Here is a 22,831-nt window from a genome sequence, read left to right on the forward strand (position 1 = left end):
AGTAATAATATATGAATGAAAGAAGGAACCCGCCGTGAGTAATACATTTGAGGAAAAAACAATTGCAACGACGCAAATTTTTAATGGGAAGATCGTACAGCTACAAGTTGATGATGTCACATTGCCAGATGGAAATACTTCTAAAAGGGAAATCATTAAACATCCTGGTGCGGTTGCAATTATTGCAATGACGGATAATGATGAGTTGTTAATGGTTGAGCAATATCGTAAACCATTGAATAAGAGCATCATTGAAATACCAGCGGGAAAGCTAGAACCAGGAGAAGAGCCAGCAGTAACTGCAATACGAGAGTTAGAAGAAGAGACGGGATACACAACTGAAAAAATAGACTATGTTACATCGTTTTATACGACACCTGGTTTTTCCAATGAATTATTATATCTTTATTTCACGAAAGAGCTGATCTTGTTAGACGAAAAAAAACAATTGGACGAAGATGAATTCGTTGTTGTACATACAATTTCCTTGTCTGAAGCGGAAAGATTGTTACAAACACAAGCGATTCATGATGTTAAAACAGCATATGCACTTTTGTATGTTAAAGAACAAATAAACAAAAGAGGTTAACTATCGATGCATTTACAATCAATTTATGCAGACTTACATGTGCATGTTGGTCGTGATAAGTACAACAAACCGGTTAAAATCACTGGTGGGAAATCACTGACATTAACAAACATTTTAAAAGAAGCTAGTCGAAATAAAGGTATTCAAATGGTAGGAGTGATTGATTGTCATTCACCTGCTATTCAAGAAGAATTGTCAGATTTAGTTCAAGTAAGTAAAGCAGAAGAGTTAAAAGGTGGAGGGATACGATTTGAGGAAGTTACTCTTATTCTAGGTACTGAAATCGAGATTTATGATGAAACATGTGCTGGACCGATTCATGTGCTATGTTTCTTGCCAACTTTACAACAAATGAGACAATTTACTTCTTGGCTTAGCACACGAATGACAAACATAAACTTGAGTTCACAACGATTTTATGGTAGTGGAAAAAGTTTGCAACAGCAAGTGAGAGAACTTGGAGGATTATTTATTCCTGCACATATTTTTACGCCGTTTAAAAGTTTATATGGTAAGGGTGTTGTTCGATCCTTAACAGAAGTTTTAGATCCTGAGATGATCGACGCAGTAGAACTTGGATTAAGTTCTGATACAAGTATGGCAGATCAAATCAGTGAATTACATGGTTACACATACCTGACAAACTCTGATGCACATTCTTTAGCTAAAATCGCACGAGAGTATCAAGAACTTAGGCTAAAAGAAGGAACATTTTCGGAATTGTCTCTTGCTTTACAAGAAAAAGAAGGAAGGAAAGTTGTAACAAACTATGGTATGCACCCTAAGTTAGGAAAGTATTATCATACAGTCTGTAAAAATTGCCTTGCTCCAGGTAAATTTGGTTTCACGTGTCCCGATTGTGGTTCGGATAAGGTGATTAAAGGAGTTGCTGAACGCATTCAAGAATTAGTATCAAAGCATGAGCAACTCCAACATAGTAATCGTCCGACTTATATTCATCAAGTTCCATTAGAATACATCCCTGGTTTAGGGGAAAAGTCATATCATAAATTATTAAAAAACTTTGGAACAGAGATGGAAATCATTCATCATGCTACGAAAGAGCAATTAAATGATGTTGTACCAGATAACATCACAAAACATATTTTACAAATGAGAAAAGGAATCCAGCACGTGAAGTCGGGTGGTGGAGGTAAATACGGAAAGTTACTAGAATAGATTATAGATTTGCTGGTCTATTTATTACAATTTCCTCATAGATTTTTACTATAGTCAGTAAGAACGGAGGAACTGTGATGAATCGTAGTCAATCAATTGTGTACAATCATATGAAAAAATATCATTTAATCTACTTTTTTATGATTGTTTTATTCCTAATTGGTGTTGTTTTTGGTGCAGTGATTGTAAATAGTATGGACTTTATCCAAAAACAAAATTTATCCTTCTATGTCAATCAATTCTTAAACCGATTACTCGAAGGGCCAATTGTAGGGAATAGTGAGATTCTTAAAACTTCTTTTATTTATCATTTCCAATACTTAGCTCTTTTTTTTATTTTAGGCTTATCCGTAATTGGTCTACCAATTATATGGATTCTCATTTTTATAAAAGGTGTTGTTGTTGGATTTTCAGTTGGATTTTTTGTAACTGAATTAGAGTGGGGTGGACTTTTATTTTCTGCTGCGTCTATTGCTCCTCAGAACTTAATTATTATACCAGTCTATTTACTTGCAAGTGGAATTGCGATGATTTTTTCTTTAGCATTGATTCAAAAAATATTCTCTAGAAAACTGCAAAAAGAACCGATTGGACAATACTTTGTTCAATATTTTGTTATTTTTATTATATTAATAGTTATTGCCGCAATTGCCTCAGTCATAGAAGCATTTGTATCTGATCAAATGATGAAATGGGTAATTGAATGGTTAATTTAAAATCAATATAATATAAAAATAATTATTTGTTGTGATTAATAATAATTTTAATTGACACAATTTCTTGCTGTGCTTATAATTGATAGAAGAGGGAGGTTTTATATATGGAACATCGTATTGATCGTATTAAAAAGCAACTACACGCGCAAAGCTATAAACTAACTCCCCAACGTGAGGCAACGGTTAGAGTACTTCTAGAACGTGAAGAAGATCATTTAAGTGCAGAAGATGTCTATTTATTAGTGAAAGAAAAATCTCCGGAAATTGGATTAGCTACAGTGTATCGAACACTAGAAATATTGTCCGAGTTAAAGATTGTTGATAAAATAAATTTTGGAGATGGTGTATCACGATATGATTTGCGTAAAGAGGGCGCTACCCATTTTCATCATCATTTAGTTTGTACAGAATGTGGGTCTGTTGAAGAAATAATGGATGATTTATTGGAAGATGTAGAAGAAATTGTAGAAAAAGATTGGAATTTTAAGGTAAAAGATCATCGTCTTACATTTCATGGGATCTGCAAAAAATGTCAAGAACAAGAATGGAAAGCTTCTTCCTAAGAGCCTTTATTGAAGAAGGCTTTTTTGTTTAATAAAAAAGTGATGTATAATATCTCTCCTTTTTGGCATATCTTTTAAAAGAGCTGCGATTTATTAGACTCTTATGATATTAAAAAAGGAGTAATCGGGATGCGTGGATTATTAACGTATACAAAAGATGTAATTAAACTATTCTTCTTATTTATTTTATGTACTTCGCTTTTTTATTTTGGCTTACAAGCAATCCATCAGGAATATGAAAATTATCATCGCTATGATCCACCAGAAGGAAATGCTGTAAAAGTAGATAAACAAGTTAGGTATGAGTGGATTGATCGAATATCTATTTTTTTTCGATTAGGGGAATAAAAATGAAAGATGCATTAACAGATTTTTTTCATTATCTTCAAATAGAAAGAGGATTATCAGATAATACACTGCAATCCTATCAACGAGATATGAAGCAATATAAGCATTTCTTAGAAAACGAGTTACAGATTCATACATGGGAACAAGTAGAAAGAAATCATACTTTAAAATTCTTGTATCATTTAAATGATCAAGACCGTTCGCAAGCTACGATGGCTAGAATGTTATCCACGATACGATTGTTTCATCAATTTTTAGTGCGTGAGTATCATTTACCTCATGATGCGAGTTTACATATTGAAACACCTAAAAAAACGCGCAGTTTACCTAAAGTACTATCCAAACAAGAAGTAGAAAAGTTGTTATCCATTCCAAGCGACTCCCCGCTGAATATTCGTAATAAAGCGATGCTTGAAATGCTTTATGCCACTGGATTAAGAGTCTCAGAATTGATGCAATTAAAGCTAGAAGACATTCATTTAACAATGGGCTTTGTCAGGTGTGTTGGTAAGGGAAACAAAGAGCGAATTGTTCCACTTGGTAATATAGCCAAAGAAGCAGTTGAAGAATATTTGATGATGTCTCGTAGTGCGTTAGTTAAGCAAAAAAAAATTGAACAAATATTTGTCAATCATCACGGTAATCCATTATCAAGACAAGGTTTTTGGAAAATATTAAAAACGTTAGCAAAACAAGCAGGAATAAAAAAAGAAATTACGCCACACACACTGAGACATTCTTTTGCAACACATTTATTAGAAAATGGTGCTGATCTTCGTTCTGTGCAAGAAATGCTAGGTCATGCCGATATTTCCACTACACAAATATATACACATGTTACACAAGCGAGATTAAAAGATATTTACACTAATTTTCATCCTAGAGCTTAAACTCACTTCATTAAATGGAGTGAGTTTTTTTTGTTATAAAAATTGATGAACATGGAGAAACTAGGAACATTACATATTTGGAGGTACTAACATGAAAAAAATAATAAGCTCACTTTTTGTTTTATTGTTTACCATTTTCTCTGTTCAAACTGTACATGCTAACGAAAAAAATACAGCTGATTTGTCTTTAGCAGATTCGGCGAGTTCAGCAATATTAATTGAAAGAGATTCGGGTGGAATTATGTATGAAAAAAATGCACATGAACAACTGCCACCAGCAAGTATGACAAAAATGATGACATTATTATTAATTATGGAAGCACTAGATGATGAAAAAATTACGTTAGATGAAAAAGTTCGTGTTAGTGAGCACGCAGCCTCTATGGGTGGATCGCAAATTTTTTTAGAAGAAGGAGAAGAAATGTCAGTAAATGATTTGTTAAAAGGTGTTGCGATTGCATCTGGAAATGACGCTAGTGTTGCCTTAGCAGAAAGAGTTGCGGGAAGTGAAAAAGCATTTGTCGTTATGATGAATAAGAAGGTAAAGGAGTTAGGGTTAGAAAATACCATTTTTCAAAATACAACAGGATTACCGGCAGACAATCATTTTTCTACAGCTTACGATATGGCCGTCATTGCAAAGGAACTATTAAAATACGAACAAGTAACAAATTATACAAAAATTTATGAAGATTATTTGAGAAAAGATACAGAAGATGAATTCTGGTTAGTGAATACAAATAAACTAGTCAAATTTTATCAAGGGGTAGATGGTTTAAAAACTGGTTATACATCTGAAGCAAAGTACTGTTTAACTGCAACAGCCAAAAAAGATAACATGCGTGTCATTGCAGTTGCAATGGGTGCAGAGTCACCAAAGGAGAGAGCGAAATCAATTACACAAATGTTAGACTATGCCTTCTCGCAATATAAAACAGAATTATTGTACAAAAAAGATCAACCTGTTACACAAATTTCAATGCTAAAAGCTGATAAAAATAACGTTAATGTTATTACCGGAGATTCGGTATCTGTACTTTTAGAAAGAGGAACGGATGTATCAGGTGTTGAAACCACTGTGAAAATAAATAAGCACATGACATTGCCACTTGAAAAAGGAAGTAAGGTTGGGGTTTTACAAGTGAAGCATAACGGAAAAATAATAACTGAAACCCCTTTATTACTTGAACACTCAATGAAACAAGCTAATATGTGGAAGCTGTTTAAATACTCAATGAGAAAATTGGTGAAAATCTAATAAATGTGTAGCTTATGCACTAGTTTTGTCAAGAGGCAGGAAACTAGAGAAGAGAAATAGAAAGATAAGCTTAGAAAAAATAAACGTTCACAAGATAGAGATAAATTGTAACGTTTACAGGATAAGTAAGCTATTCTGTTACCGAAATCACATAAGGTAAAAGGAGGAGACATAGTGAGTTTAAAGGTAGATTGGAATGTTAAAGAAAATGTGTTATTAGTGCGACTTTCGGGTGAATTGGATCACCATGAAGCGGAGCGATTTAAAACAGACTGGCAAAGAATACTGTATGAGGTAGATGTACAACATGTGATACTTAATTTAGGTGAGTTAACGTTTATGGATAGTTCAGGTCTTGGAGTCATATTAGGACGCTACAAAGAGTTGAAACAAATTAAAGGAGAAATGATTGTTTGCTCCATTTCTCCGGCAGTTAAACGATTATTTGAACTATCAGGCTTATTTAAAATTATTCGATTGGAAGATAGTGAGATGCATGCGCTTATTCGATTGGGGGTTGCATCATGAGAAATTCAATGGAATTGTCGTTTACTAGTATAAGTGAGAATGAATCATTTGCTCGTGTGACTATTGCGGCTTTCGTTGCTCAGTTAGATCCAACCATGGAAGAATTGACAGAAATAAAGACGGTTGTTTCAGAAGCGGTAACAAATGCAATTATTCATGGGTATAACAATGATGACAGTCAACGAATCCTTATGACTTGTTCTATTGACGAGAATAAAGTAGAACTTACAATTGAGGATCATGGTATTGGTATTGACAATATTGATGAAGCTATCCAGCCATTGTATACTTCTAAGCCTGAACTAGAGCGATCTGGTATGGGTTTTACGATTATGGACAACTTTATGGACAACGTAGAAATTGAATCAAAATTAGGAGAAGGAACCAAAATATGTTTAATAAAATACTTTAATAAGTCCAAAACCTTATGTAATTAAGGGGTTAAGACAATGGAGATGAAATATAAACGAAATGACGTTCAATTAACCGATGAAGAAGTAAAGACGTATATAAGGAATAGCCAAAAAGGCGATCAATCAGCAAAAGATATTTTAGTAGAACGGAATGTCCGTTTGGTATGGTCTGTTGTGCAACGATTTATGAATCGTGGATATGATCCAGACGATTTATTTCAAATTGGCTGTATTGGCTTATTAAAATCTATTGATAAATTTGATCTATCCTATGAAGTGAAATTTTCGACGTATGCAGTGCCGATGATTATTGGAGAAATACAACGTTTTATTCGAGACGATGGTAGCTTAAAGGTAAGTCGTTCATTGAAAGAAGTCGGTAATAAAGTAAGAAAAAAGAAAGATGAGCTTACTAAATTACTAGGAAGATCTCCAACGATATCTGAGATAGCGGAATCATTAGATCTTTCGATAGAAGAAGTGGTACACGCCCAAGAAGCATCGAAATTACCGCATTCCATTCATGAAACTGTTTATGAAAATGACGGTGATCCAATAACATTAATGGACCAAATTTCAGATCAGGACAGTAAGTGGTTTGATAAAATAGCAATACAAGAAGTAATACGAGAAATGAATGAACGAGAACGACTTATTGTCTATTTGCGTTATTACCAAGATAAAACTCAATCAGAAGTAGCGGAGCGATTAGGAATTTCACAAGTCCAAGTGTCGCGGTTAGAGAAGAAAATTCTAGAATGGATGAAAAGCCAAATAGGGGTATTAGAATGACAAGCCATTGAAAAATTTCAATGGTTTTTTGTTGTTTCATTTTAGAAAAGCTTCATCTTTTGATAACTATGCACGATGTATGATTTTATCATACTTGCCTTATACTAATTGAGGGAAGGGACAGATGAAAGGAGTATTATTGTGCAAAACAATTTATATATGCGTCTAAAAAAATATGCCTATATTAAACCACCACAGAGAGTCACGGTTAAGGACTTAGCATTTATAACAGGACCAGAAAAGTTAGTTTCAATTTGTAACGAAATAATCATTCACCATAAAAAAGAGTTAAAAAATAAATCTTATGTAATAGAAGCATTAACAATAATTCAAATCATTCAAAAATACCTTCCAAATGTGGATATTCAACTTCTAGGGTCCAATCAATGTATCATTCATAAAAAAGAAGCAAAAAACAAATCAAACTTACTGCTTGTATTAATTGTGTGGTTACTCTTATTCATTGGTTCAGCAATGGCGATAATGAATTTTCACTATGATGTAAGTATGCAAAGCGTTCAACAACGATTGCATTATTTGCTAACAGGACAACAAGTTGAATACCCATTATGGTTGCAAATACCATATTCAGTCGGATTAGGGTTAGGAATGATACTTTTTTTTAATTATTTATTTAAAAAAAGGTTAAATGATGAACCTAGTCCTATGGAGATAGAAATGTACAAATATCAACAGGAAATTGATCAGTATATACAATATTATGAAAATCCATTAAATCAAAAAAATGATGATCAATCATAGTATGGATATCATTGTAGGATTAGCTTCTGGTTTAATAGTTGGCACCGGGTTCGTAGCTTTTATTACTGTACTAGGCATCATCCCTCGACTAATTCAACTAAGTAAAACAAATAAGTTTCTACATTTCTATGAATTTGGAGTTGTAAGTGGTGTGATGTTTGGTAGCTACTTATCTTTTACACCTTTTCATCTCAAAGTTGGTGTTCCATTTGTTTTAATTTGGGGCTTACTTCACGGTGTGTTTATTGGTATGTTGGCAGCCGCATTAACAGAAGTTCTTAATGTGTTTCCTATATTGGCAAAACGAATAAATGTTGATCAACAAATTATCTGGCTAATGTTAGCAATTGTACTTGGAAAAATAGCTGGCTCTCTATTTCAATGGTTACTATTTGTGAAATAATAGTAAAATTTACTATCGAAAGGATATATCATGAAGCGTAAAGAAATAATAATTATTACAGATGGTGATCATTATGCTAGGGAAGCGATAAAGTATGTCTCAAAGCAACTTGGTGGTACGGCATTAATTACATTAGCTGATAATCCAAGTAAAATCACTCCTTCCGAGATGATTCATGCGATTAAGCAAGCTAGCACGAAGCTTGTATACGTGTTAATAGATGATGCAGGATTTTCTGGAGTAGGTGCTGGAGAGATTATTTTACAAGCTTTAGCTAATGATCAATCGATTGTAATTATTGGTGCCGTTGCAGTTGCAGCGCACACGAAAAATAAGGAATGGACTCGAATAAATTTTTCAATTGACCGAGATGGAAATGTAATAAATGACGGTGTAAATAAAGCAGGTATTCCGACATATGAGCGTGGACGGATTAATGGTGACACGGTATATTTGCTTGATCAATTAGCTATTCCTACAATAGTTGGGGTTGGAGATATAGGGAAGATGGATGGTCATGACGATGTGAGTAAAGGATGTCCGATTACAACAAAAGCGATTGAACTTATTTTGGAAAGGAGACAACAGGGACATGACGAAAAAAACTCCAATAACTGCTAATATTAAAGAGAATCAAAAACAAATGACTAAAAGATTAGGTATCGGTACATCTTTTGATATAGGTTTTCGTGAAATCATTTTATTAGATCAAAAAGTTCAACTTTATTACGTTACAGGACTTTGTGACACATCCATTGTTGTAGAGTTATTGAAAAAATTAACAGCTATTAATGATGAAGAACCGAATAAAGACCAATTATCAACTATTATAGAAAACAGGCTTGTCCATCAACAGGTAGAGAAAAAGCATGAGCTTAATGAAGTGATTACACAATTGTTGTCAGGTTTAATCGTCATTTTTGTGGAAAATACAGATCATGCATTTATAGTTGATGTAAGAAACTATCCTGGTAGAGGACCAGAAGAGCCAGATACGGAAAAAGTTGTTCGAGGCTCTCGAGATGGATATACAGAAAATATAATAGAAAACACTGGTTTAACAAGAAGGCGTGTTCGGGATGAGCGTTTACGCAATCGAATTCTTCAAGTAGGTGAACGATCGAAAACAGATATTTGTGTTTCTTATATTAAGGATATTGCTGATGATGGATTGGTGAAAACAATTATTAAAGAGATTAAGAAAATTGATATTGATGGGTTAGCAATGGCAGATAAAACGATTGAAGAGTACCTTGTGAAGCAGGGGATGAATCCTTTTCCTTTAGTTAGATATACTGAGAGACCAGATGTAGCTGCCAATCATTTATTTGAGGGCCATGTACTAATTATGGCAGATACATCACCTAGTATGATCATCACACCAACAACCTATTTTCACCATGTGCAACATGCTGAGGAGTATCGACAGTCACCAGTAGTAGGCTCGTTTATTAGATGGATTCGTTTTATAGGTATGCTCGCCTCTGTGTTCTTATTACCGTTGTGGTTAATATTGACAATGGAGCCAAGCTTGTTACCTGAATCACTACATTTTATTGGACCGAATGAAGTTGGTAATATTCCAATAGTTATTCAAATCATTTTTGCTGATATTGGTATTGAATTATTACGTATGGCAGCTATACACACGCCAACACCTTTATCTACAGCAATGGGATTGATTGCAGCAGTTCTCATTGGTCAAATAGCTATTGATGTAGGCTTATTCAGTGCTGAAGTCATTTTGTATGTGGCTATTAGTGCAATCGGTTCTTATGCAACGCCAAGTTATGAATTGAGTATAGCAAATAAAATAAGTCGTGTACTATTAATAATAGCAACAGCATTATTTGGAGTGAAAGGTATAATTATTGGTTTTACGCTTTATGTCATGCATTTAATACATACTAAATCAATGAATACGCCATATCTCTGGCCATTTGTTCCGTTTAATGGTGCTGCGTTAATCCAAATTATATTTCGTTTTTCTGTACCGACTACAAAAAAACGCCCAAGTATTGTCCATCCTAAAAATAACTATAAACAACGATAAACATGATCTATTCAATAAATAATACTATCTCCCTCTTAATATTGTTGAATAGGTTTAGAAGTTGTGGTAAATTAACGATATTAGTTTAAATTACTATTGCTAACATGTTCTAGTTATACAATACTGAGAAAGAGTTAAATCCCTTCCTTTATGCAGAGGTAATACATTTTTTGTGTTAATTGGCAAGGGTTTTTATAGTTCATGGGTATATGAGGGGAGGGGAGGTGTATCGATGTACGAAAATCAAAAAATCAATGATCAGGGACATCTAACAATTGGTGGCGTTGATACTGTTTATTTAGCGGAAAAGTATGGTACACCATTGTTTGTTTATGATGTAGAAAAAATTAGAGAAAACGCGCGTGCATTTGTAAACACATTTGATATGTTTGGTGTGAAGGCACAAGTTGCCTATGCAAGTAAAGCATTTTCATCTATTGCTATGCTACAAGTTGCTAAGCAAGAAAATTTGAGCCTTGATGTGGTATCGGAAGGAGAGCTTTATACTGCTTTGCAAGCTGGATTTCCAACAAACAAGATTCATATGCATGGCAATAATAAAAGTAGAGCAGAACTAGAAATGGCAGTCCAAAACGATATAGGTTGTATTGTAGTAGATAATTTTTATGAAATAGATTTATTAAATGATATTTTATCAAATAATCATAAGAAGATGGAAGTTTTACTTCGAGTAACTCCAGGAATTGAAGCCCACACACATGATTACATATTAACTGGAAATGAAGATTCAAAGTTTGGTTTTGATTTAGCGAATGGGCAAGCTGAAGAAGCTTTTAACAAGTTACAACATCTTGAGTATGTTCATGTAAAAGGGCTTCACTGTCATATTGGTTCACAAATATTTGAGACAGATGGTTTTGTTATGGCAATTCGTCGTTTGTTTGACGCACTTAATAAATGGAGTAAAAAGTATAATTTTGCCCCTGATGTACTTAATCTTGGTGGTGGTTTTGGGATTAAGTACACGAGTGAGGATGAGCCATTAGCTTTAGAAGAATATGTGAAGGCACTTATAAAAGAAATAGACATGCAAGTTAATGATTTGAATATGGATTTCCCTGAGATATGGATTGAACCTGGTCGTGCGATTATAGGCAATGCAGGATTAACGTTATATACGATTGGGTCTCAAAAGAAAATTCCCAATGTTCGTGATTATATTGCGGTCGACGGTGGAATGACTGATAATATTAGACCAGCACTATATCAGGCAAAGTACGCTGCTGTTGTAGCCAATAAAATGAATCATCCAACACGTAATATAACCTCTGTTGCTGGTAAATGCTGTGAATCAGGTGATATGCTTTTGTGGGATATTTCACTCCCTGAAGTTATTTCTGGAGATATTTTAGCTGTGTATAGTACAGGGGCATACGGTTATTCAATGTCTAATCATTACAATCGATTCCCTAAAGCCGCAGTAGTCTTTGTTGAAAACGGTAAAGACAGGCTAGTAATAAAAAGAGAAACATATCAAGACATATTAAGAAATGATTTATCTTATGAATAAGAGGAGGAGTTTAGATAATGAAAACAGCAACGATTTCTTTTGAAAATGGTGAAAAAATAATAATTGAAATGTATGAAGATGCAGCTCCAAATACAGTGGCTAATTTTGAAAAATTAGCAAATGAGGGTTTTTATGATGGGTTAACTTTCCATAGAGTCATTCCTGGGTTTGTTGCACAGGGGGGTTGTCCTCATGGAACAGGAACAGGAGGTCCGGGTTATACGATTAAGTGTGAAACAGAAGGAAATCCACATAAACATGTAGCAGGTTCTTTATCAATGGCTCATGCTGGGAAAGATACTGGTGGCAGTCAATTCTTCCTTGTTCATGAACCTCAGCCACATTTGAATGGTGTCCATACAGTATTTGGGCAAGTTATTGAAGGAATGGACACAGTTTTAAGAATCAAACAAGGTGATCGTATGGAGAAGGTAATGATAACAGAAGGTGAGTAAGCCATTTAAGGCTTGCTTTTTCTGTTTATTGTAGGTTAAGTCATAAAATTGTTAGATTTTCCACTTAAACATTTATCTTTATCATGACAATTAATCAAAAAAGTAGTATGATTTTAATATAATAAATTATAATCTGTTTTTTTGAAACATTTCTTTTTGTATTTTCGTTATACTATATAAAAGATTTATATGATGAGGGGTAACTATGTTAATTCGATATAAAAAGTCGCTAGAAAAAATTGCTATGGGGCTATTATCTTTTATGCCTGAAGAGAAAGATGTGAAAAAACTGCAACAAACAATTAAGGCTTATGAAGATAATGAGAATTGGTTTTTACACCTTTGGAAAGAAGAAGATGTTGTAGGTGCTATTGGTGTATTTGTGAATGAGCAGGAAAAGAAGTTAGTCGTTCAGCACATTTCAGTTAATCCATCCCATAGAAATTCAGGTATAGGTAGAAAAATGGTTCAGGCAATTAGAGAACAATACAGTGATAAGTATTTTATATGCGCAAACGATGTCACGAATCATTTTTTCGAAAAATGTAATGACAATGATGACCAACTCTAATTGAGTTGGTTTTTTTATCTGTTGTTATTGTTGCTTATTAGTATATAAGGTAAGAAAAACATCTTAAGTTTATGCTAACAATTGTGGTAGAATAAAAGAATAAATAAAAAGAATGGCAGAAGGAGAAGGAAGTTATGCACGAATCTTATCAAGTGAAATTAGATGCATTCGAAGGGCCGCTAGATCTTTTATTGCATTTGATCAATCGTTATGAAATTGATATTTATGATATTCCTGTCTCTGAAATTACCGAACAATACATGCAATATATTCATACAATGAAACAATTGGAATTGAATATAGCGAGCGAATATCTTGTGATGGCATCCACATTGCTTGCTATGAAAAGTGCACTATTATTGCCAAATCAAGAGCTTGATGAAGCGGATGATGTATATGAAGAAGATCCTCGTGAAGAATTGATGCATCGTTTAATTGAATATCGTAAATATAAAGAAGCTGCGACGCAATTTAAAGAAAGAGAATTAGAAGCTAGTTATAGTTATACTAGATCGCCACAACCATTGCAGAAAAATCAACAGCACGTACCGATTCAAAACAATGGAGAGGTTTCCATTTATGATATGTTATTCGCTATGCAAAAAGTTTTGACTCGAAAGAAGTGGAATCGTCCGATGAATGCAACTGTCCAGCGAACAGAAATACCTATCAAACAACGAATGAAAGAAATATTAATACATCTTCAAACACATACTGATGGTGTAACATTTGACACCTTGTTTACATACCCAACTCGTTCGCATATTGTTGTTACATTTGTTGCCTTATTAGAGTTGATGAAAAATAAAGAAATACAGTGTACACAACATAAACATTTTGATACACTTACGATTTATCCTAACACGTAAGTATATTTTTTAATTATATATATTAATATAGCCTCAACTTATTTTATGAAATTTAGAAACACGTATGACTTGGAGGAACATGTTGTGAGCAATAATAACTTTAAAGCTATTTTAGAAGGTTTGCTATTTGCAACTGGTGACGAAGGATTGAGTATACGTCAATTGAAATCTGTATTAGAGCTAGATAAAGATACAATTATGTGCATCATTGACGAATTAAAATATGATTATGAACACACGGATAGAGGAATCATGTTGGTTGAAGCGAAAGGAGTCTATCATCTTGCTACTAAACCAGAGCATACGGCTTATTTTCAAAAATTGATGGAATCACCTCATGCATCTAAATTATCTCAAGCAGCATTGGAAACACTAGCAATAATCGCCTATAATCAGCCGATAACCCGAACGGAAATTGAAGATATTCGGGGAGTAAAAAGTGATCGTCCAATACAAACATTAGTATCAAGGGCTTTGATTGAAGAGATAGGCCGGAAAGACGCAATTGGTAGACCAATCATGTTCGGCACGTCTGTTGATTTTTTAACGTATTTTGGATTGCGATCTATTGAAGAGCTACCTCCTTTACCAGAAGATATAACAGATTCAGATGTAGCGGAAGAAGCAGATTTGTTTTTTAGTAAACTTGATTCTGACATGAATGAATAAATCAATTAGAAAAAGTTAGTGTCACAATGGCACTAACTTTTTTTGTCTGCATAGGCTAATTTGAGGTGAGAGTATATGAATCAACAGAACAAAAATTATTTAGCAAAAGTAATTACATGGTCAAAACAAATAGATGAATTATTTCTTGATCGTAGTGAAGAAACTATTCTAAAAGACTGGAATAAGTGGAAAAGTAAAATTAACGATATTTGGCGGAAAGAATCGCTCTCTGATCATAACGTTTTAAAAATAAAACAAGAAGCAGAATCATATTATGATCAATGGCTTCAAAGATTGAATGAACAAGAAGTTCCCATTGGAAAACATAAACTACCGAATCTACCCTATGCATATGATGCACTAGAGCCCTACATCGATGAAAAAATAATGAAATTACATCACCAAAAGCATCATCAATCCTATATAGATGGGCTTAATCGTGCAGAAATAGCATTATACAGCCCTACGAACGATTCAGTTAATCAAAAATATTGGTTGCGAGAACAAGCCTTTAATGGATCAGGTCATTATTTGCATACTATATTTTGGTTTAATATGTCTCCCTATCGTGGAGAAGTTCCCAACAAAAATCAATCCATACTAAAGCAAATCAATCGCGATTTTGGTTCCTTCAAGATGTTTATAAAGAAGTTTACTGAAGCTGCATCATCTGTAGAAGGAAGTGGTTGGGTTATTTTAGCATGGAGTCCTCGCTCTCGTAGGTTAGTCATTCACATATTGGAAAAACATCAACATTTTGCTTTAGCTGATACTATTCCTTTATTAGTTTTAGATCTTTGGGAGCATGCTTATTATTTGCAATACAAAAATGTAAGAAACGATTATATTAAAGCTTGGTGGAATGTTGTAAATTGGGATAATGTCAATCAACGCTTTATTCAAGCTAATAAGGTTATATGGCAGCCTTTTTAAAAATAATATAAAGAAAAGCTACGTATACTTTTGCAATGGTGTCACACATAACAATTATTCTTCTATCAAAATTTAAATTATTAACTGATTTGGATAACGGTTTATGCTCACTCAACAAAGATAGATGTATTATTTGTGCGTTATCATACGCTTGTCCTTTCTGCATATACTTTTATAGAAAAGTGTGGAGAGGGTGAACGAATGGTGCGCATATTTATTTTTATATTAGTTACATTTTCAATGATTTTGTTTCCAATTAATTCAGTTGCGAAACCAGATGTTACAGCTAGAAATGCAATTTTAATTAACCAAGGAACTGGAGAAGTATTATATGACAAAGCCGCACATGAAAAACATCTCATCGCTAGTATTACAAAAATGATGACAGCAATCATTGCAATTGAGTCAGGTAAATTAGAAAAAATGGTTACAATAACAAAAGAGGCAGTCTACACAGAAGGATCTTCTATTTATCTTGAAATAGGAGAAAAAATATCATTAGAGGACTTAGTTTATGGCTTAATGCTACGATCTGGTAATGACGCGGCTACAGCCATTGCAGAATATGTGGGAGGAAGTGTGGAAGGATTTTCTTATCTAATGAATGAAAAAGCAGAATGGTTGGGGATGGATAACACACATTTTGACAATCCCCATGGACTGGACTCTAAAACTCATTATTCAACAGCCTATGATATGGCGCTTTTAACAAAGTATGCAATGAATAATGACACGTTTGCACGTATAACAAGGGCAAAATCATACAAATCGAAGCAACGAATGTATACATGGGCTAACAAACATAAGCTATTAACACATTATTATCCATATACGATTGGTGGAAAGACAGGCTATACGAAAGCAGCTGGTCGAACGTTGATTTCCATTGCTGAAAAAAATGACGTTATATTAATAGCAGTCACACTACAAGATCCCAATGATTGGCAGGATCACGTTCGTTTATTTGATTGGGGATTTGATCACTTTACAACTACTACAACGAAACATACAACAACTAAATCTATTGAAAAAAAAGGATTTTGGCCACAAGTTGTAACGACCTTTACGCAGTTAATAGGTGTGAAATGAAATGGTTAATTACATTTGGGCAGCACTAGCGATTATTGGGATTGTTTATGCAATGTTTAATGGAACAATGGAGGAAGTTAATCAAGCTTTGTTTTCCAGTGCACAAGAAGCTGTTACCTTAGTTATAGGTTTAGTTAGTATTCTAATATTTTGGCTTGGATTAATGCGTATAGCAGAAAAAGCTGGCATTTTATCTTTGTTAGCAATGGTCTTTAAGCCTTTTATTACCAGGTTATTTCCGGAAATACCCAAAGATCATCCGGCCATGGGATATATTTTATCTAATTTTATTGCAAATCTTTTTGGATTAGGTAATGCTGCAACACCAATGGGAATCAAAGCAATGGAAGAAATGAAGAAGCTTTCTAAATCTAATCATGCTAGCAGATCAATGATTACTTTTTTAGTAATTAATACCTCAAGTTTAACACTCATTCCTACAACTGTTATTGCAATCCGGATGCAATATGAATCAACTGCTCCAACCGAAATCGTGGGAACAACGATTATTGCAACATTTTTCACAACAATAGTTGCCATAATGGTTGATCGATTATTTCATTATAGAAGGGAGCGGAAGAATAAAAAATGAATGTGATTTCAATGATCAGTATATGGATTATACCTGTTATTATTTTGTTGATCCTAATAACTGCAGTAATGAAAAAGCTCCCTAGTTATGAATTGTTTGTAGAAGGTGGTAAAGAAGGAATAACAATGGCCGTGTCACTTTTACCGTATTTATTAGGAATGATTGTTTCAATCACAATATTTCGTAGTTCTGGAGCAATGGATGCTTTAATTAATATGTTCCAGCCAATTCTTCAATGGATTGGTATTCCTAGTGAAATTGTCCCTTTATCATTTACTAGACCGTTATCAGGAACTGCCGCGTTGGCAATTACTGCCGATTTAATTAAAACCTATGGACCTGACTCTTTTATTGGTAGACTAGCTTCCACCATGCAAGGGAGTACAGATACTACGTTTTACATTATCACGGTTTATTTTGGTGCAGTTGGGATTAAGAAAATGGGTGATGCATTAAAAGTTGGACTTATAGCTGATTTTGTTGGTATAATAACATCGATTATCATTATTTCAATGGTATTTTCAAATTGAGGCGTTAACACATGTGTTAACGTTATTGTTTTGTATAGAAGTTTCTGTCAAAATGGATATGTTAATATAGAAGGGTACAGTGATGATATAATGACGAATAAACAAGAACGCCTGCAAAAGGTGATTGCTCAAAGTGGGGTAACTTCTAGAAGAAAAGCAGAAAAATTAATTGAAGAAGGAAAAGTAAAAGTAAATGGGAAAGTTGTCAATCAACTAGGCACGAAAGTAATACCAGATGATAAAATCGAAGTGAATAATATTCCTCTAGAAAAAGAAAAACGAGTATATTATATGCTTTATAAACCTAGAGGAGTCATTTCAAGTGTAAAGGATGAGAAAGGAAGAAAAGTAGTATTAGATTTGTTGCCAAATATTGATCAACGTGTCTATCCGATCGGTCGCCTTGATTATGATACTTCTGGGATTATTTTACTTACTAATGATGGAGAATTTGCTCAGTTATTGATGCATCCTAGTTATGAAATAGATAAAGTATATGTAGCAAAAGTAAAAGGGATACCAACAAATGATGCATTAAAACAATTAAAAAAAGGGGTGCAAGCAGATGGCGAACGATTAAAGGCGGTACATGCTCAACTCCTATCAACAGATCGAACAAAAAACACCGCTATTATTGAATTAACACTTCATCAAGGTAAGAATCGTCAAGTTCGTAGAATGTTTGAAAAAATTGATTTTCCAGTAATGAAATTGAAACGAGAAAGATATAGCTTTCTCACACTTCAAGGATTACAACCAGGCGAATTTCGAGAATTAACACCGTATGAAATTAAGCAACTTAGACACGTTGCTACAAAGGGTAAATAATTGATAAAAGAATGAAAAGTCATTCACTTTGTAATTATGTTAATCAATTATTTATTTTATGAAATAAATATATAGATATATAAATGTAATATGGGGTTAGCTAGGAAGGGGTTATTGGGATGGATGAATTAAACAAAATCCTCGTCATTGAGGACGAAGAAAGAATTCGAAGATTGTTGAAAATGTATCTTGAACGTGAAGGTTATGCTATTGATGAAGCAAGTGATGGAGATAAAGGTCTCCAATTAGCAATGGATAATGACTATTCATTGATTCTTTTGGATTTAATGCTACCAAAAAAAGATGGCATTGAAGTTTGTAAAGCATTGCGAACTAAGAAAACAACACCAATTATTATGCTTACAGCCAAAGGAGAGGAAGCTAATCGAGTAGAAGGTTTCGAAGTAGGGACGGACGATTATATTGTAAAGCCATTTAGTCCAAGGGAAGTGGTTTTAAGAGTAAAAGCACTATTACGTAGATCTGCTACTACCTCTTTAACGAATGTAAGCACGACAACAAAAGATGTATTAGAGTTTGAGCACATTGTAATAGACAATGATGCTCATCGAGTATTAGCGGATGGACAAGAAGTTAATTTAACACCTAAAGAATACGAGTTATTACTTTTTTTAGCTAGTTCACCAGATAAAGTATTTGATCGAGAGCAATTATTAAAAGAAGTATGGCAATACGAATTTTTTGGTGATTTGCGAACCGTTGATACACACGTCAAGCGTCTACGTGAAAAGTTAAATAAAGTTTCAGAAGGTGCAGGTAAAATGATTTTGACTGTTTGGGGTGTAGGTTACAAGTTTGAAGTGACAGATGAATGATTTTTCTACGTGGTGTTGTCGTTAAACTATGGTTTACTTTTTTAATTGTCATTTTTGTTGTTTTAGCGATCATTAGCTTTTTATTACTTGAATTTTTTAATGGCTATCATTTAAACCAAGCAGAAAATCAACTACTCAATCAAACAACCAAAATTGCTGCATTATTGGAAGATACTTCTCATCAAATGGATATCGATAAAATTGCAGAAACAATAAAAGATGATAGTAGCCGTATTACCATTGTTTTGAATGATGGTAATACGTGGACTTCTTCTAGTGATGAAGATTTGCCAATGATCACAGTTGAATGGCTTAAAGAAAATGATAAATTTAACTCGGTTATCACACACGAAAACAGTGTAACTGACCAAGTGACTTTACCATCTAACATGGAAGTTTTAATGGCTGGATCAAGTCTTTATGATGGAAAGGGTGCAGTATTTGCCTATCAATCTTCTGAAGTAGTTGCCAAAACAACGAAACAAACAAGTGAAATAATCTTATTAGCTGCAGGAATCGCAATTGTATTAATGACTATCTTCGCTTTCTTTTTATCTACACGTATTACGCAACCGTTAATTAAGATGAGGGAAGGGGCATTAGAGCTAGCTAAAGGTGAATTTAAAACGAGGGTGCCTATCTTAACACATGATGAAATTGGGGAACTTGCCATGGCTTTTAATCGGATGGGAAGACAACTAAATTACCATATTGAAGCCTTGAGTCAAGAAAAAGAACAATTATATAGTATTCTACGTTCCATGGCTGATGGCGTGTTAACATTTAATCGAGAAGCTGAAATTATCCTTTCTAATCCACCCGCACAGAAATTCTTACATGATTGGCGATATGAATACGATGTAGATTCAGTAAATTTTTTACCGGAAGACATATTACTTTTGTTAAAAAAAGTTATTGCTTCAGAAACCGAACAAGCCCAAGAAGTTACTGTACAAGGACGGAATTGGGTGATGGTTATGACTCCTTTATATGCTGAAACTAAGGTTCGTGGAGTTGTGGCCATCATACGTGATATGACAGAAGAGCGTAAAATGGATCAGCTACGTGAGGAATTTATTGCAAATGTTTCTCATGAATTACGCACACCTATTGCTATGATGCAAGGGTACAGCGAAGCGATAGTAGATGATATTGCTGTATCTACAGACGAAAAAAATGAGCTGGCATCTATCATTAGAGATGAATCGATGCGAATGGGACGTTTAGTGAATGAGTTGTTAGATTTAGCTCGAATAAAAGCCGGTCATGTACAACTGAACAAAGAAAAAATAGATTTAGTGCAGTTTATTGAACGAATTATCAGGAAGTTTCAGGGTCCGGCTAATGATCAAGGCATCGAGTTAGATGGAGCTGTTAAAACAGATGTAGGAATGATGTATGTTGATCAAGATCGGATAGAACAAGTTTTGACAAATCTAATTGATAATGCAATGCGCCATACGCAAACAAACGGGAAAGTACAGCTACTTGTTGAAAGTGAGCATGAAAAAATACGCTTTTCTATTATCGATACCGGATCTGGTATTTCGGAAGAAGATTTACCTTTTGTATTTGAGCGATTTTATAAAGCGGATAAATCAAGAATGAAAACAGAAAAACGCAAAGGCACTGGTCTTGGTTTATCTATTGCAAAAAATATTATTGAAGCACACCATGGTACTATTTCTGTCCAAAGTAAAATAGAGGAAGGAACGACATTTACCTTCGTGATACCGACGAAATGATGTGCATGGAGTATTTGGTGCATAAGTATAGGGAATCTGGTGTAAATCCAGAACTGTCCTCGCAACTGTAAATGCAAACGAAATGAACGTAACCACTGTATCAGCAAGGTATGGGAAGGGTTCAAAGTAGACAAATGCACAAGTCAGTAGACCTACCAATACTCCGAAAACTATCAAACCTTCGAGGGTTGAGCGTTTGATTAAGATTAATAAATGATCAAATAAATAAACGTTTAATCCTCCACTATACTTGTTGGAGGTAGAAAATGAAGAAAATAACAAAATTTTTTTTACTATTATTATTGAGTGTGTTTATTGTTGGTTGTGGGCCTAATGAGCAAACAAATAAAGCGAACGAGAACGTAACTATAACTATATCTGAGAATAAACAGCAAGAAATAATTTCTGAAAAAGTGATTCAATTAAAAGAAGAAACCAATTTGTTAACTATACTGAAAGAAAATTTTACTATTGTAGAGGAAGATGGATTTATTACTTCGATTGAAGGAAAAAAGCAAGATGCTAGTGAAAACAGGTATTGGATGTATACAGTTAATGACGAGCATGCAAATGTTGGAGCAGGAGAATATGATCTATCTCCAGATGACAAAGTGAATTTTGATTTGCAAGAAGTGAGTTATTAATGTCAAAAACGTACCGAATAACTTTAATTGCAATGCTAACTGGAATGGCAATTAGTGGACGATTTATATTTCAGTTTATACCTAACGTACAGCCAGTAACATCACTTGTGATATTAACTGGTTTTTTTTTCGGTCCAGCCTCGGCAATTTTTCTAGGTGTCATCACAGTGTATGTAACTAATTTATTTATGGGAATGGGGATTTGGACTTTTTGGCAAATAGCTGCCTATATCTTTATTGGATTATTAAGTGGTATCATCGGTTTTAAGTTGAAAAGAAACCAGTTTATTGTATTGATCTTTTTATCAATTGCTTCAGGTTTTTTGTATGGTCTGTTCTTTGCTTTAACAAATTATATGATTACGGGATTCTTTTGGGGTTATTATTTAAGTGGTTTGCTATTCGATGGCTATCATGCTTTTGGTAATGTACTATTTATACTTGCAAGTTATAAACCGTTTAAATATTTAGCAAATCGATATAAATATATCCATCAATTATAGAAAGTATGTAACTTTAAACAAATGTAAAACGACTGATTAATGAATGACGGGAGTTCTTGTAAATGAAGACCACTTTCGAGTCACTGTACGATAACTATCATAACGATATAAAAAATATATTTCAATATATTTTTTATATCGTTAAAAACGTGAACAAGCAGAAGATATTATTCTAGTAGTGTATATGAAAGTTCTGAAGTCTATGCAGACTTTTAGAGGGGATAGTAGTGAAAAAAACTTGGTTATTTTCAATTGCTAGACATACAACTTTAGATTTTTTTCGAAAGCGAAATCGGGTGAATGATTTTTTTCCTGGGAAACGGAGGAGCAAACATTACCAAATCACAACGCATTACCAGAAGAAATGGTTGTAATAGATGATGAAATGAAGCATATTTATGATAAATTAAATCAATGTAGTGAAGATCAGAAGCAGATTATTATATTACGTTATATCCAATCATTCTCGATTCAAGAGACCGCAGCTATCATGTTTAGGAAATTTTATTGAATGCTTTTCTTTGGAATCATTATAGTAGAAG

Annotated in this window: 29 protein-coding genes and 1 riboswitch; all 29 genes read left to right on the top strand. The window is 33.8% G+C overall.

The genetic code is table 11. From position 1 onward, the window contains the following. Positions 1-34: 34 nt before the first annotated feature. Positions 35-589 carry an NUDIX domain-containing protein gene (locus ACH6CY_RS05660; protein WP_374066303.1) on the top strand — a complete coding sequence of 185 codons (555 nt, stop codon included), beginning with the start codon at positions 35-37 and terminating at the stop codon, positions 587-589. 6 nt (positions 590-595) lie between these two features. Further along, positions 596-1,768 (top strand): endonuclease Q family protein, encoded by a 1,173-nt coding sequence (locus tag ACH6CY_RS05665; RefSeq protein WP_374066304.1) that lies wholly within the window; start codon positions 596-598, stop codon positions 1,766-1,768. A 77-nt stretch (positions 1,769-1,845) separates the two neighbouring features. Further along, positions 1,846-2,484 carry a stage II sporulation protein M gene (gene spoIIM, locus ACH6CY_RS05670; protein WP_374066305.1) on the top strand — a complete coding sequence of 213 codons (639 nt, stop codon included), beginning with the start codon at positions 1,846-1,848 and terminating at the stop codon, positions 2,482-2,484. Between the two features lie 104 nt (positions 2,485-2,588). Next, positions 2,589-3,047: a ferric iron uptake transcriptional regulator gene (gene fur, locus ACH6CY_RS05675; protein ID WP_374066306.1), complete on the top strand. Its 459-nt coding sequence runs from the start codon at positions 2,589-2,591 to the stop codon at positions 3,045-3,047. Positions 3,048-3,176: 129 nt separating this feature from the next. Continuing rightward, positions 3,177-3,395 (top strand): DUF4227 family protein, encoded by a 219-nt coding sequence (locus ACH6CY_RS05680; protein WP_374066308.1) that lies wholly within the window; start codon positions 3,177-3,179, stop codon positions 3,393-3,395. Between the two features lie 2 nt (positions 3,396-3,397). Further along, entirely contained in the window at positions 3,398-4,285 is an 888-nt protein-coding gene (xerD, locus tag ACH6CY_RS05685) for a site-specific tyrosine recombinase XerD (RefSeq protein WP_374066309.1), read from the top strand. A 91-nt stretch (positions 4,286-4,376) separates the two neighbouring features. Beyond that, entirely contained in the window at positions 4,377-5,543 is a 1,167-nt protein-coding gene (locus ACH6CY_RS05690; RefSeq protein ID WP_374066310.1) for a D-alanyl-D-alanine carboxypeptidase family protein, read from the top strand. A gap of 174 nt (positions 5,544-5,717) precedes the next feature. Beyond that, positions 5,718-6,071 carry an anti-sigma F factor antagonist gene (gene spoIIAA, locus ACH6CY_RS05695; RefSeq protein WP_374066311.1) on the top strand — a complete coding sequence of 118 codons (354 nt, stop codon included), beginning with the start codon at positions 5,718-5,720 and terminating at the stop codon, positions 6,069-6,071. Then, the gene (gene spoIIAB / locus ACH6CY_RS05700; protein ID WP_374066312.1) at positions 6,068-6,508 is read left to right on the top strand and encodes an anti-sigma F factor; all 441 of its coding nucleotides are present in this window, start codon (positions 6,068-6,070) and stop codon (positions 6,506-6,508) included. Before spoIIAA ends, spoIIAB begins: the two co-directional genes overlap by 4 nt. A gap of 12 nt (positions 6,509-6,520) precedes the next feature. Further along, positions 6,521-7,276 (top strand): RNA polymerase sporulation sigma factor SigF, encoded by a 756-nt coding sequence (gene sigF / locus ACH6CY_RS05705; RefSeq protein ID WP_374066313.1) that lies wholly within the window; start codon positions 6,521-6,523, stop codon positions 7,274-7,276. Positions 7,277-7,417: 141 nt separating this feature from the next. Continuing rightward, complete coding sequence (locus ACH6CY_RS05710; RefSeq protein WP_374066314.1) at positions 7,418-8,038, top strand: stage V sporulation protein AA; 621 nt, start codon at positions 7,418-7,420, stop codon at positions 8,036-8,038. A gap of 1 nt (position 8,039) precedes the next feature. After that, positions 8,040-8,441 carry a stage V sporulation protein AB gene (locus ACH6CY_RS05715; RefSeq protein ID WP_374066315.1) on the top strand — a complete coding sequence of 134 codons (402 nt, stop codon included), beginning with the start codon at positions 8,040-8,042 and terminating at the stop codon, positions 8,439-8,441. 30 nt (positions 8,442-8,471) lie between these two features. Then, entirely contained in the window at positions 8,472-9,062 is a 591-nt protein-coding gene (spoVAEA, locus tag ACH6CY_RS05720; protein ID WP_374066316.1) for a stage V sporulation protein SpoVABEA, read from the top strand. Next, complete coding sequence (locus tag ACH6CY_RS05725; protein WP_374066317.1) at positions 9,034-10,494, top strand: spore germination protein; 1,461 nt, start codon at positions 9,034-9,036, stop codon at positions 10,492-10,494. Before spoVAEA ends, ACH6CY_RS05725 begins: the two co-directional genes overlap by 29 nt. A gap of 232 nt (positions 10,495-10,726) precedes the next feature. Beyond that, a complete protein-coding gene (gene lysA / locus ACH6CY_RS05730) occupies positions 10,727-12,025 on the top strand; it encodes a diaminopimelate decarboxylase (protein WP_374066318.1) in 1,299 nt (432 codons plus the stop codon). A 17-nt stretch (positions 12,026-12,042) separates the two neighbouring features. Continuing rightward, positions 12,043-12,480, top strand: a complete 438-nt coding sequence (locus ACH6CY_RS05735) for a peptidylprolyl isomerase (RefSeq protein ID WP_374066319.1) — start codon at positions 12,043-12,045, stop codon at positions 12,478-12,480. 205 nt (positions 12,481-12,685) lie between these two features. Then, positions 12,686-13,051 carry a GNAT family N-acetyltransferase gene (locus ACH6CY_RS05740; protein ID WP_374066320.1) on the top strand — a complete coding sequence of 122 codons (366 nt, stop codon included), beginning with the start codon at positions 12,686-12,688 and terminating at the stop codon, positions 13,049-13,051. A gap of 134 nt (positions 13,052-13,185) precedes the next feature. Further along, positions 13,186-13,920, top strand: coding sequence for a segregation/condensation protein A (locus tag ACH6CY_RS05745; RefSeq protein WP_374066321.1), 735 nt, complete (start codon positions 13,186-13,188; stop codon positions 13,918-13,920). Between the two features lie 84 nt (positions 13,921-14,004). Next, positions 14,005-14,589: an SMC-Scp complex subunit ScpB gene (gene scpB, locus ACH6CY_RS05750; RefSeq protein WP_374066322.1), complete on the top strand. Its 585-nt coding sequence runs from the start codon at positions 14,005-14,007 to the stop codon at positions 14,587-14,589. Positions 14,590-14,664: 75 nt separating this feature from the next. Beyond that, a complete protein-coding gene (locus ACH6CY_RS05755) occupies positions 14,665-15,522 on the top strand; it encodes a superoxide dismutase (RefSeq protein ID WP_374066323.1) in 858 nt (285 codons plus the stop codon). A gap of 201 nt (positions 15,523-15,723) precedes the next feature. Next, positions 15,724-16,611: a D-alanyl-D-alanine carboxypeptidase family protein gene (locus ACH6CY_RS05760; RefSeq protein WP_374066324.1), complete on the top strand. Its 888-nt coding sequence runs from the start codon at positions 15,724-15,726 to the stop codon at positions 16,609-16,611. Position 16,612: 1 nt separating this feature from the next. Then, positions 16,613-17,203, top strand: a complete 591-nt coding sequence (locus ACH6CY_RS05765; RefSeq protein WP_374066325.1) for a nucleoside recognition domain-containing protein — start codon at positions 16,613-16,615, stop codon at positions 17,201-17,203. Then, complete coding sequence (locus ACH6CY_RS05770) at positions 17,200-17,733, top strand: spore maturation protein (RefSeq protein WP_374066326.1); 534 nt, start codon at positions 17,200-17,202, stop codon at positions 17,731-17,733. Before ACH6CY_RS05765 ends, ACH6CY_RS05770 begins: the two co-directional genes overlap by 4 nt. Positions 17,734-17,823: 90 nt before the next feature. Next, a complete protein-coding gene (locus ACH6CY_RS05775) occupies positions 17,824-18,561 on the top strand; it encodes a pseudouridine synthase (RefSeq protein WP_374066327.1) in 738 nt (245 codons plus the stop codon). A gap of 119 nt (positions 18,562-18,680) precedes the next feature. Continuing rightward, the gene (locus tag ACH6CY_RS05780) at positions 18,681-19,397 is read left to right on the top strand and encodes a response regulator transcription factor (protein WP_374066328.1); all 717 of its coding nucleotides are present in this window, start codon (positions 18,681-18,683) and stop codon (positions 19,395-19,397) included. After that, positions 19,394-21,142, top strand: a complete 1,749-nt coding sequence (locus ACH6CY_RS05785) for an ATP-binding protein (protein ID WP_374066329.1) — start codon at positions 19,394-19,396, stop codon at positions 21,140-21,142. The genes ACH6CY_RS05780 and ACH6CY_RS05785 overlap by 4 nt, the downstream gene beginning before the upstream one ends. After that, positions 21,140-21,316, top strand: a riboswitch (cobalamin riboswitch). (Overlaps the previous gene by 3 nt.) A 92-nt stretch (positions 21,317-21,408) precedes the next feature. Then, positions 21,409-21,786: a DUF4430 domain-containing protein gene (locus ACH6CY_RS05790; RefSeq protein ID WP_374066330.1), complete on the top strand. Its 378-nt coding sequence runs from the start codon at positions 21,409-21,411 to the stop codon at positions 21,784-21,786. Then, positions 21,786-22,289: an ECF transporter S component gene (locus tag ACH6CY_RS05795; protein WP_374066331.1), complete on the top strand. Its 504-nt coding sequence runs from the start codon at positions 21,786-21,788 to the stop codon at positions 22,287-22,289. The genes ACH6CY_RS05790 and ACH6CY_RS05795 overlap by 1 nt, the downstream gene beginning before the upstream one ends. Positions 22,290-22,653: 364 nt before the next feature. Further along, complete coding sequence (locus ACH6CY_RS05800) at positions 22,654-22,800, top strand: RNA polymerase sigma factor (RefSeq protein WP_374066332.1); 147 nt, start codon at positions 22,654-22,656, stop codon at positions 22,798-22,800. Positions 22,801-22,831: the final 31 nt, after the last annotated feature.

This window comes from Paraliobacillus sp. JSM ZJ581 (assembly GCF_044383835.1).
In the GTDB taxonomy this organism is placed as follows: Bacteria; Bacillota; Bacilli; order Bacillales; family Amphibacillaceae; genus Paraliobacillus.

Bases quoted from the DNA above. Each gene is read 5' to 3' on its own strand.
- ACH6CY_RS05665 (WP_374066304.1), top strand. From the start codon at position 596: ATGCATTTACAATCAATTTATGCAGACTTACATGTGCATGTTGGTCGT.
- spoIIM (WP_374066305.1), top strand. From the start codon at position 1,846: ATGAATCGTAGTCAATCAATTGTGTACAATCATATGAAAAAATATCAT.
- fur (WP_374066306.1), top strand. From the start codon at position 2,589: ATGGAACATCGTATTGATCGTATTAAAAAGCAACTACACGCGCAAAGC.
- ACH6CY_RS05680 (WP_374066308.1), top strand. From the start codon at position 3,177: ATGCGTGGATTATTAACGTATACAAAAGATGTAATTAAACTATTCTTC.
- xerD (WP_374066309.1), top strand. From the start codon at position 3,398: ATGAAAGATGCATTAACAGATTTTTTTCATTATCTTCAAATAGAAAGA.
- ACH6CY_RS05690 (WP_374066310.1), top strand. From the start codon at position 4,377: ATGAAAAAAATAATAAGCTCACTTTTTGTTTTATTGTTTACCATTTTC.
- spoIIAB (WP_374066312.1), top strand. From the start codon at position 6,068: ATGAGAAATTCAATGGAATTGTCGTTTACTAGTATAAGTGAGAATGAA.
- sigF (WP_374066313.1), top strand. From the start codon at position 6,521: ATGGAGATGAAATATAAACGAAATGACGTTCAATTAACCGATGAAGAA.
- ACH6CY_RS05715 (WP_374066315.1), top strand. From the start codon at position 8,040: ATGGATATCATTGTAGGATTAGCTTCTGGTTTAATAGTTGGCACCGGG.
- spoVAEA (WP_374066316.1), top strand. From the start codon at position 8,472: ATGAAGCGTAAAGAAATAATAATTATTACAGATGGTGATCATTATGCT.
- ACH6CY_RS05725 (WP_374066317.1), top strand. From the start codon at position 9,034: ATGACGAAAAAAACTCCAATAACTGCTAATATTAAAGAGAATCAAAAA.
- lysA (WP_374066318.1), top strand. From the start codon at position 10,727: ATGTACGAAAATCAAAAAATCAATGATCAGGGACATCTAACAATTGGT.
- ACH6CY_RS05735 (WP_374066319.1), top strand. From the start codon at position 12,043: ATGAAAACAGCAACGATTTCTTTTGAAAATGGTGAAAAAATAATAATT.
- ACH6CY_RS05740 (WP_374066320.1), top strand. From the start codon at position 12,686: ATGTTAATTCGATATAAAAAGTCGCTAGAAAAAATTGCTATGGGGCTA.
- ACH6CY_RS05745 (WP_374066321.1), top strand. From the start codon at position 13,186: ATGCACGAATCTTATCAAGTGAAATTAGATGCATTCGAAGGGCCGCTA.
- ACH6CY_RS05755 (WP_374066323.1), top strand. From the start codon at position 14,665: ATGAATCAACAGAACAAAAATTATTTAGCAAAAGTAATTACATGGTCA.
- ACH6CY_RS05760 (WP_374066324.1), top strand. From the start codon at position 15,724: ATGGTGCGCATATTTATTTTTATATTAGTTACATTTTCAATGATTTTG.
- ACH6CY_RS05765 (WP_374066325.1), top strand. From the start codon at position 16,613: ATGGTTAATTACATTTGGGCAGCACTAGCGATTATTGGGATTGTTTAT.
- ACH6CY_RS05770 (WP_374066326.1), top strand. From the start codon at position 17,200: ATGAATGTGATTTCAATGATCAGTATATGGATTATACCTGTTATTATT.
- ACH6CY_RS05775 (WP_374066327.1), top strand. From the start codon at position 17,824: ATGACGAATAAACAAGAACGCCTGCAAAAGGTGATTGCTCAAAGTGGG.
- ACH6CY_RS05780 (WP_374066328.1), top strand. From the start codon at position 18,681: ATGGATGAATTAAACAAAATCCTCGTCATTGAGGACGAAGAAAGAATT.
- ACH6CY_RS05785 (WP_374066329.1), top strand. From the start codon at position 19,394: ATGATTTTTCTACGTGGTGTTGTCGTTAAACTATGGTTTACTTTTTTA.
- ACH6CY_RS05790 (WP_374066330.1), top strand. From the start codon at position 21,409: ATGAAGAAAATAACAAAATTTTTTTTACTATTATTATTGAGTGTGTTT.
- ACH6CY_RS05795 (WP_374066331.1), top strand. From the start codon at position 21,786: ATGTCAAAAACGTACCGAATAACTTTAATTGCAATGCTAACTGGAATG.
- ACH6CY_RS05800 (WP_374066332.1), top strand. From the start codon at position 22,654: ATGGTTGTAATAGATGATGAAATGAAGCATATTTATGATAAATTAAAT.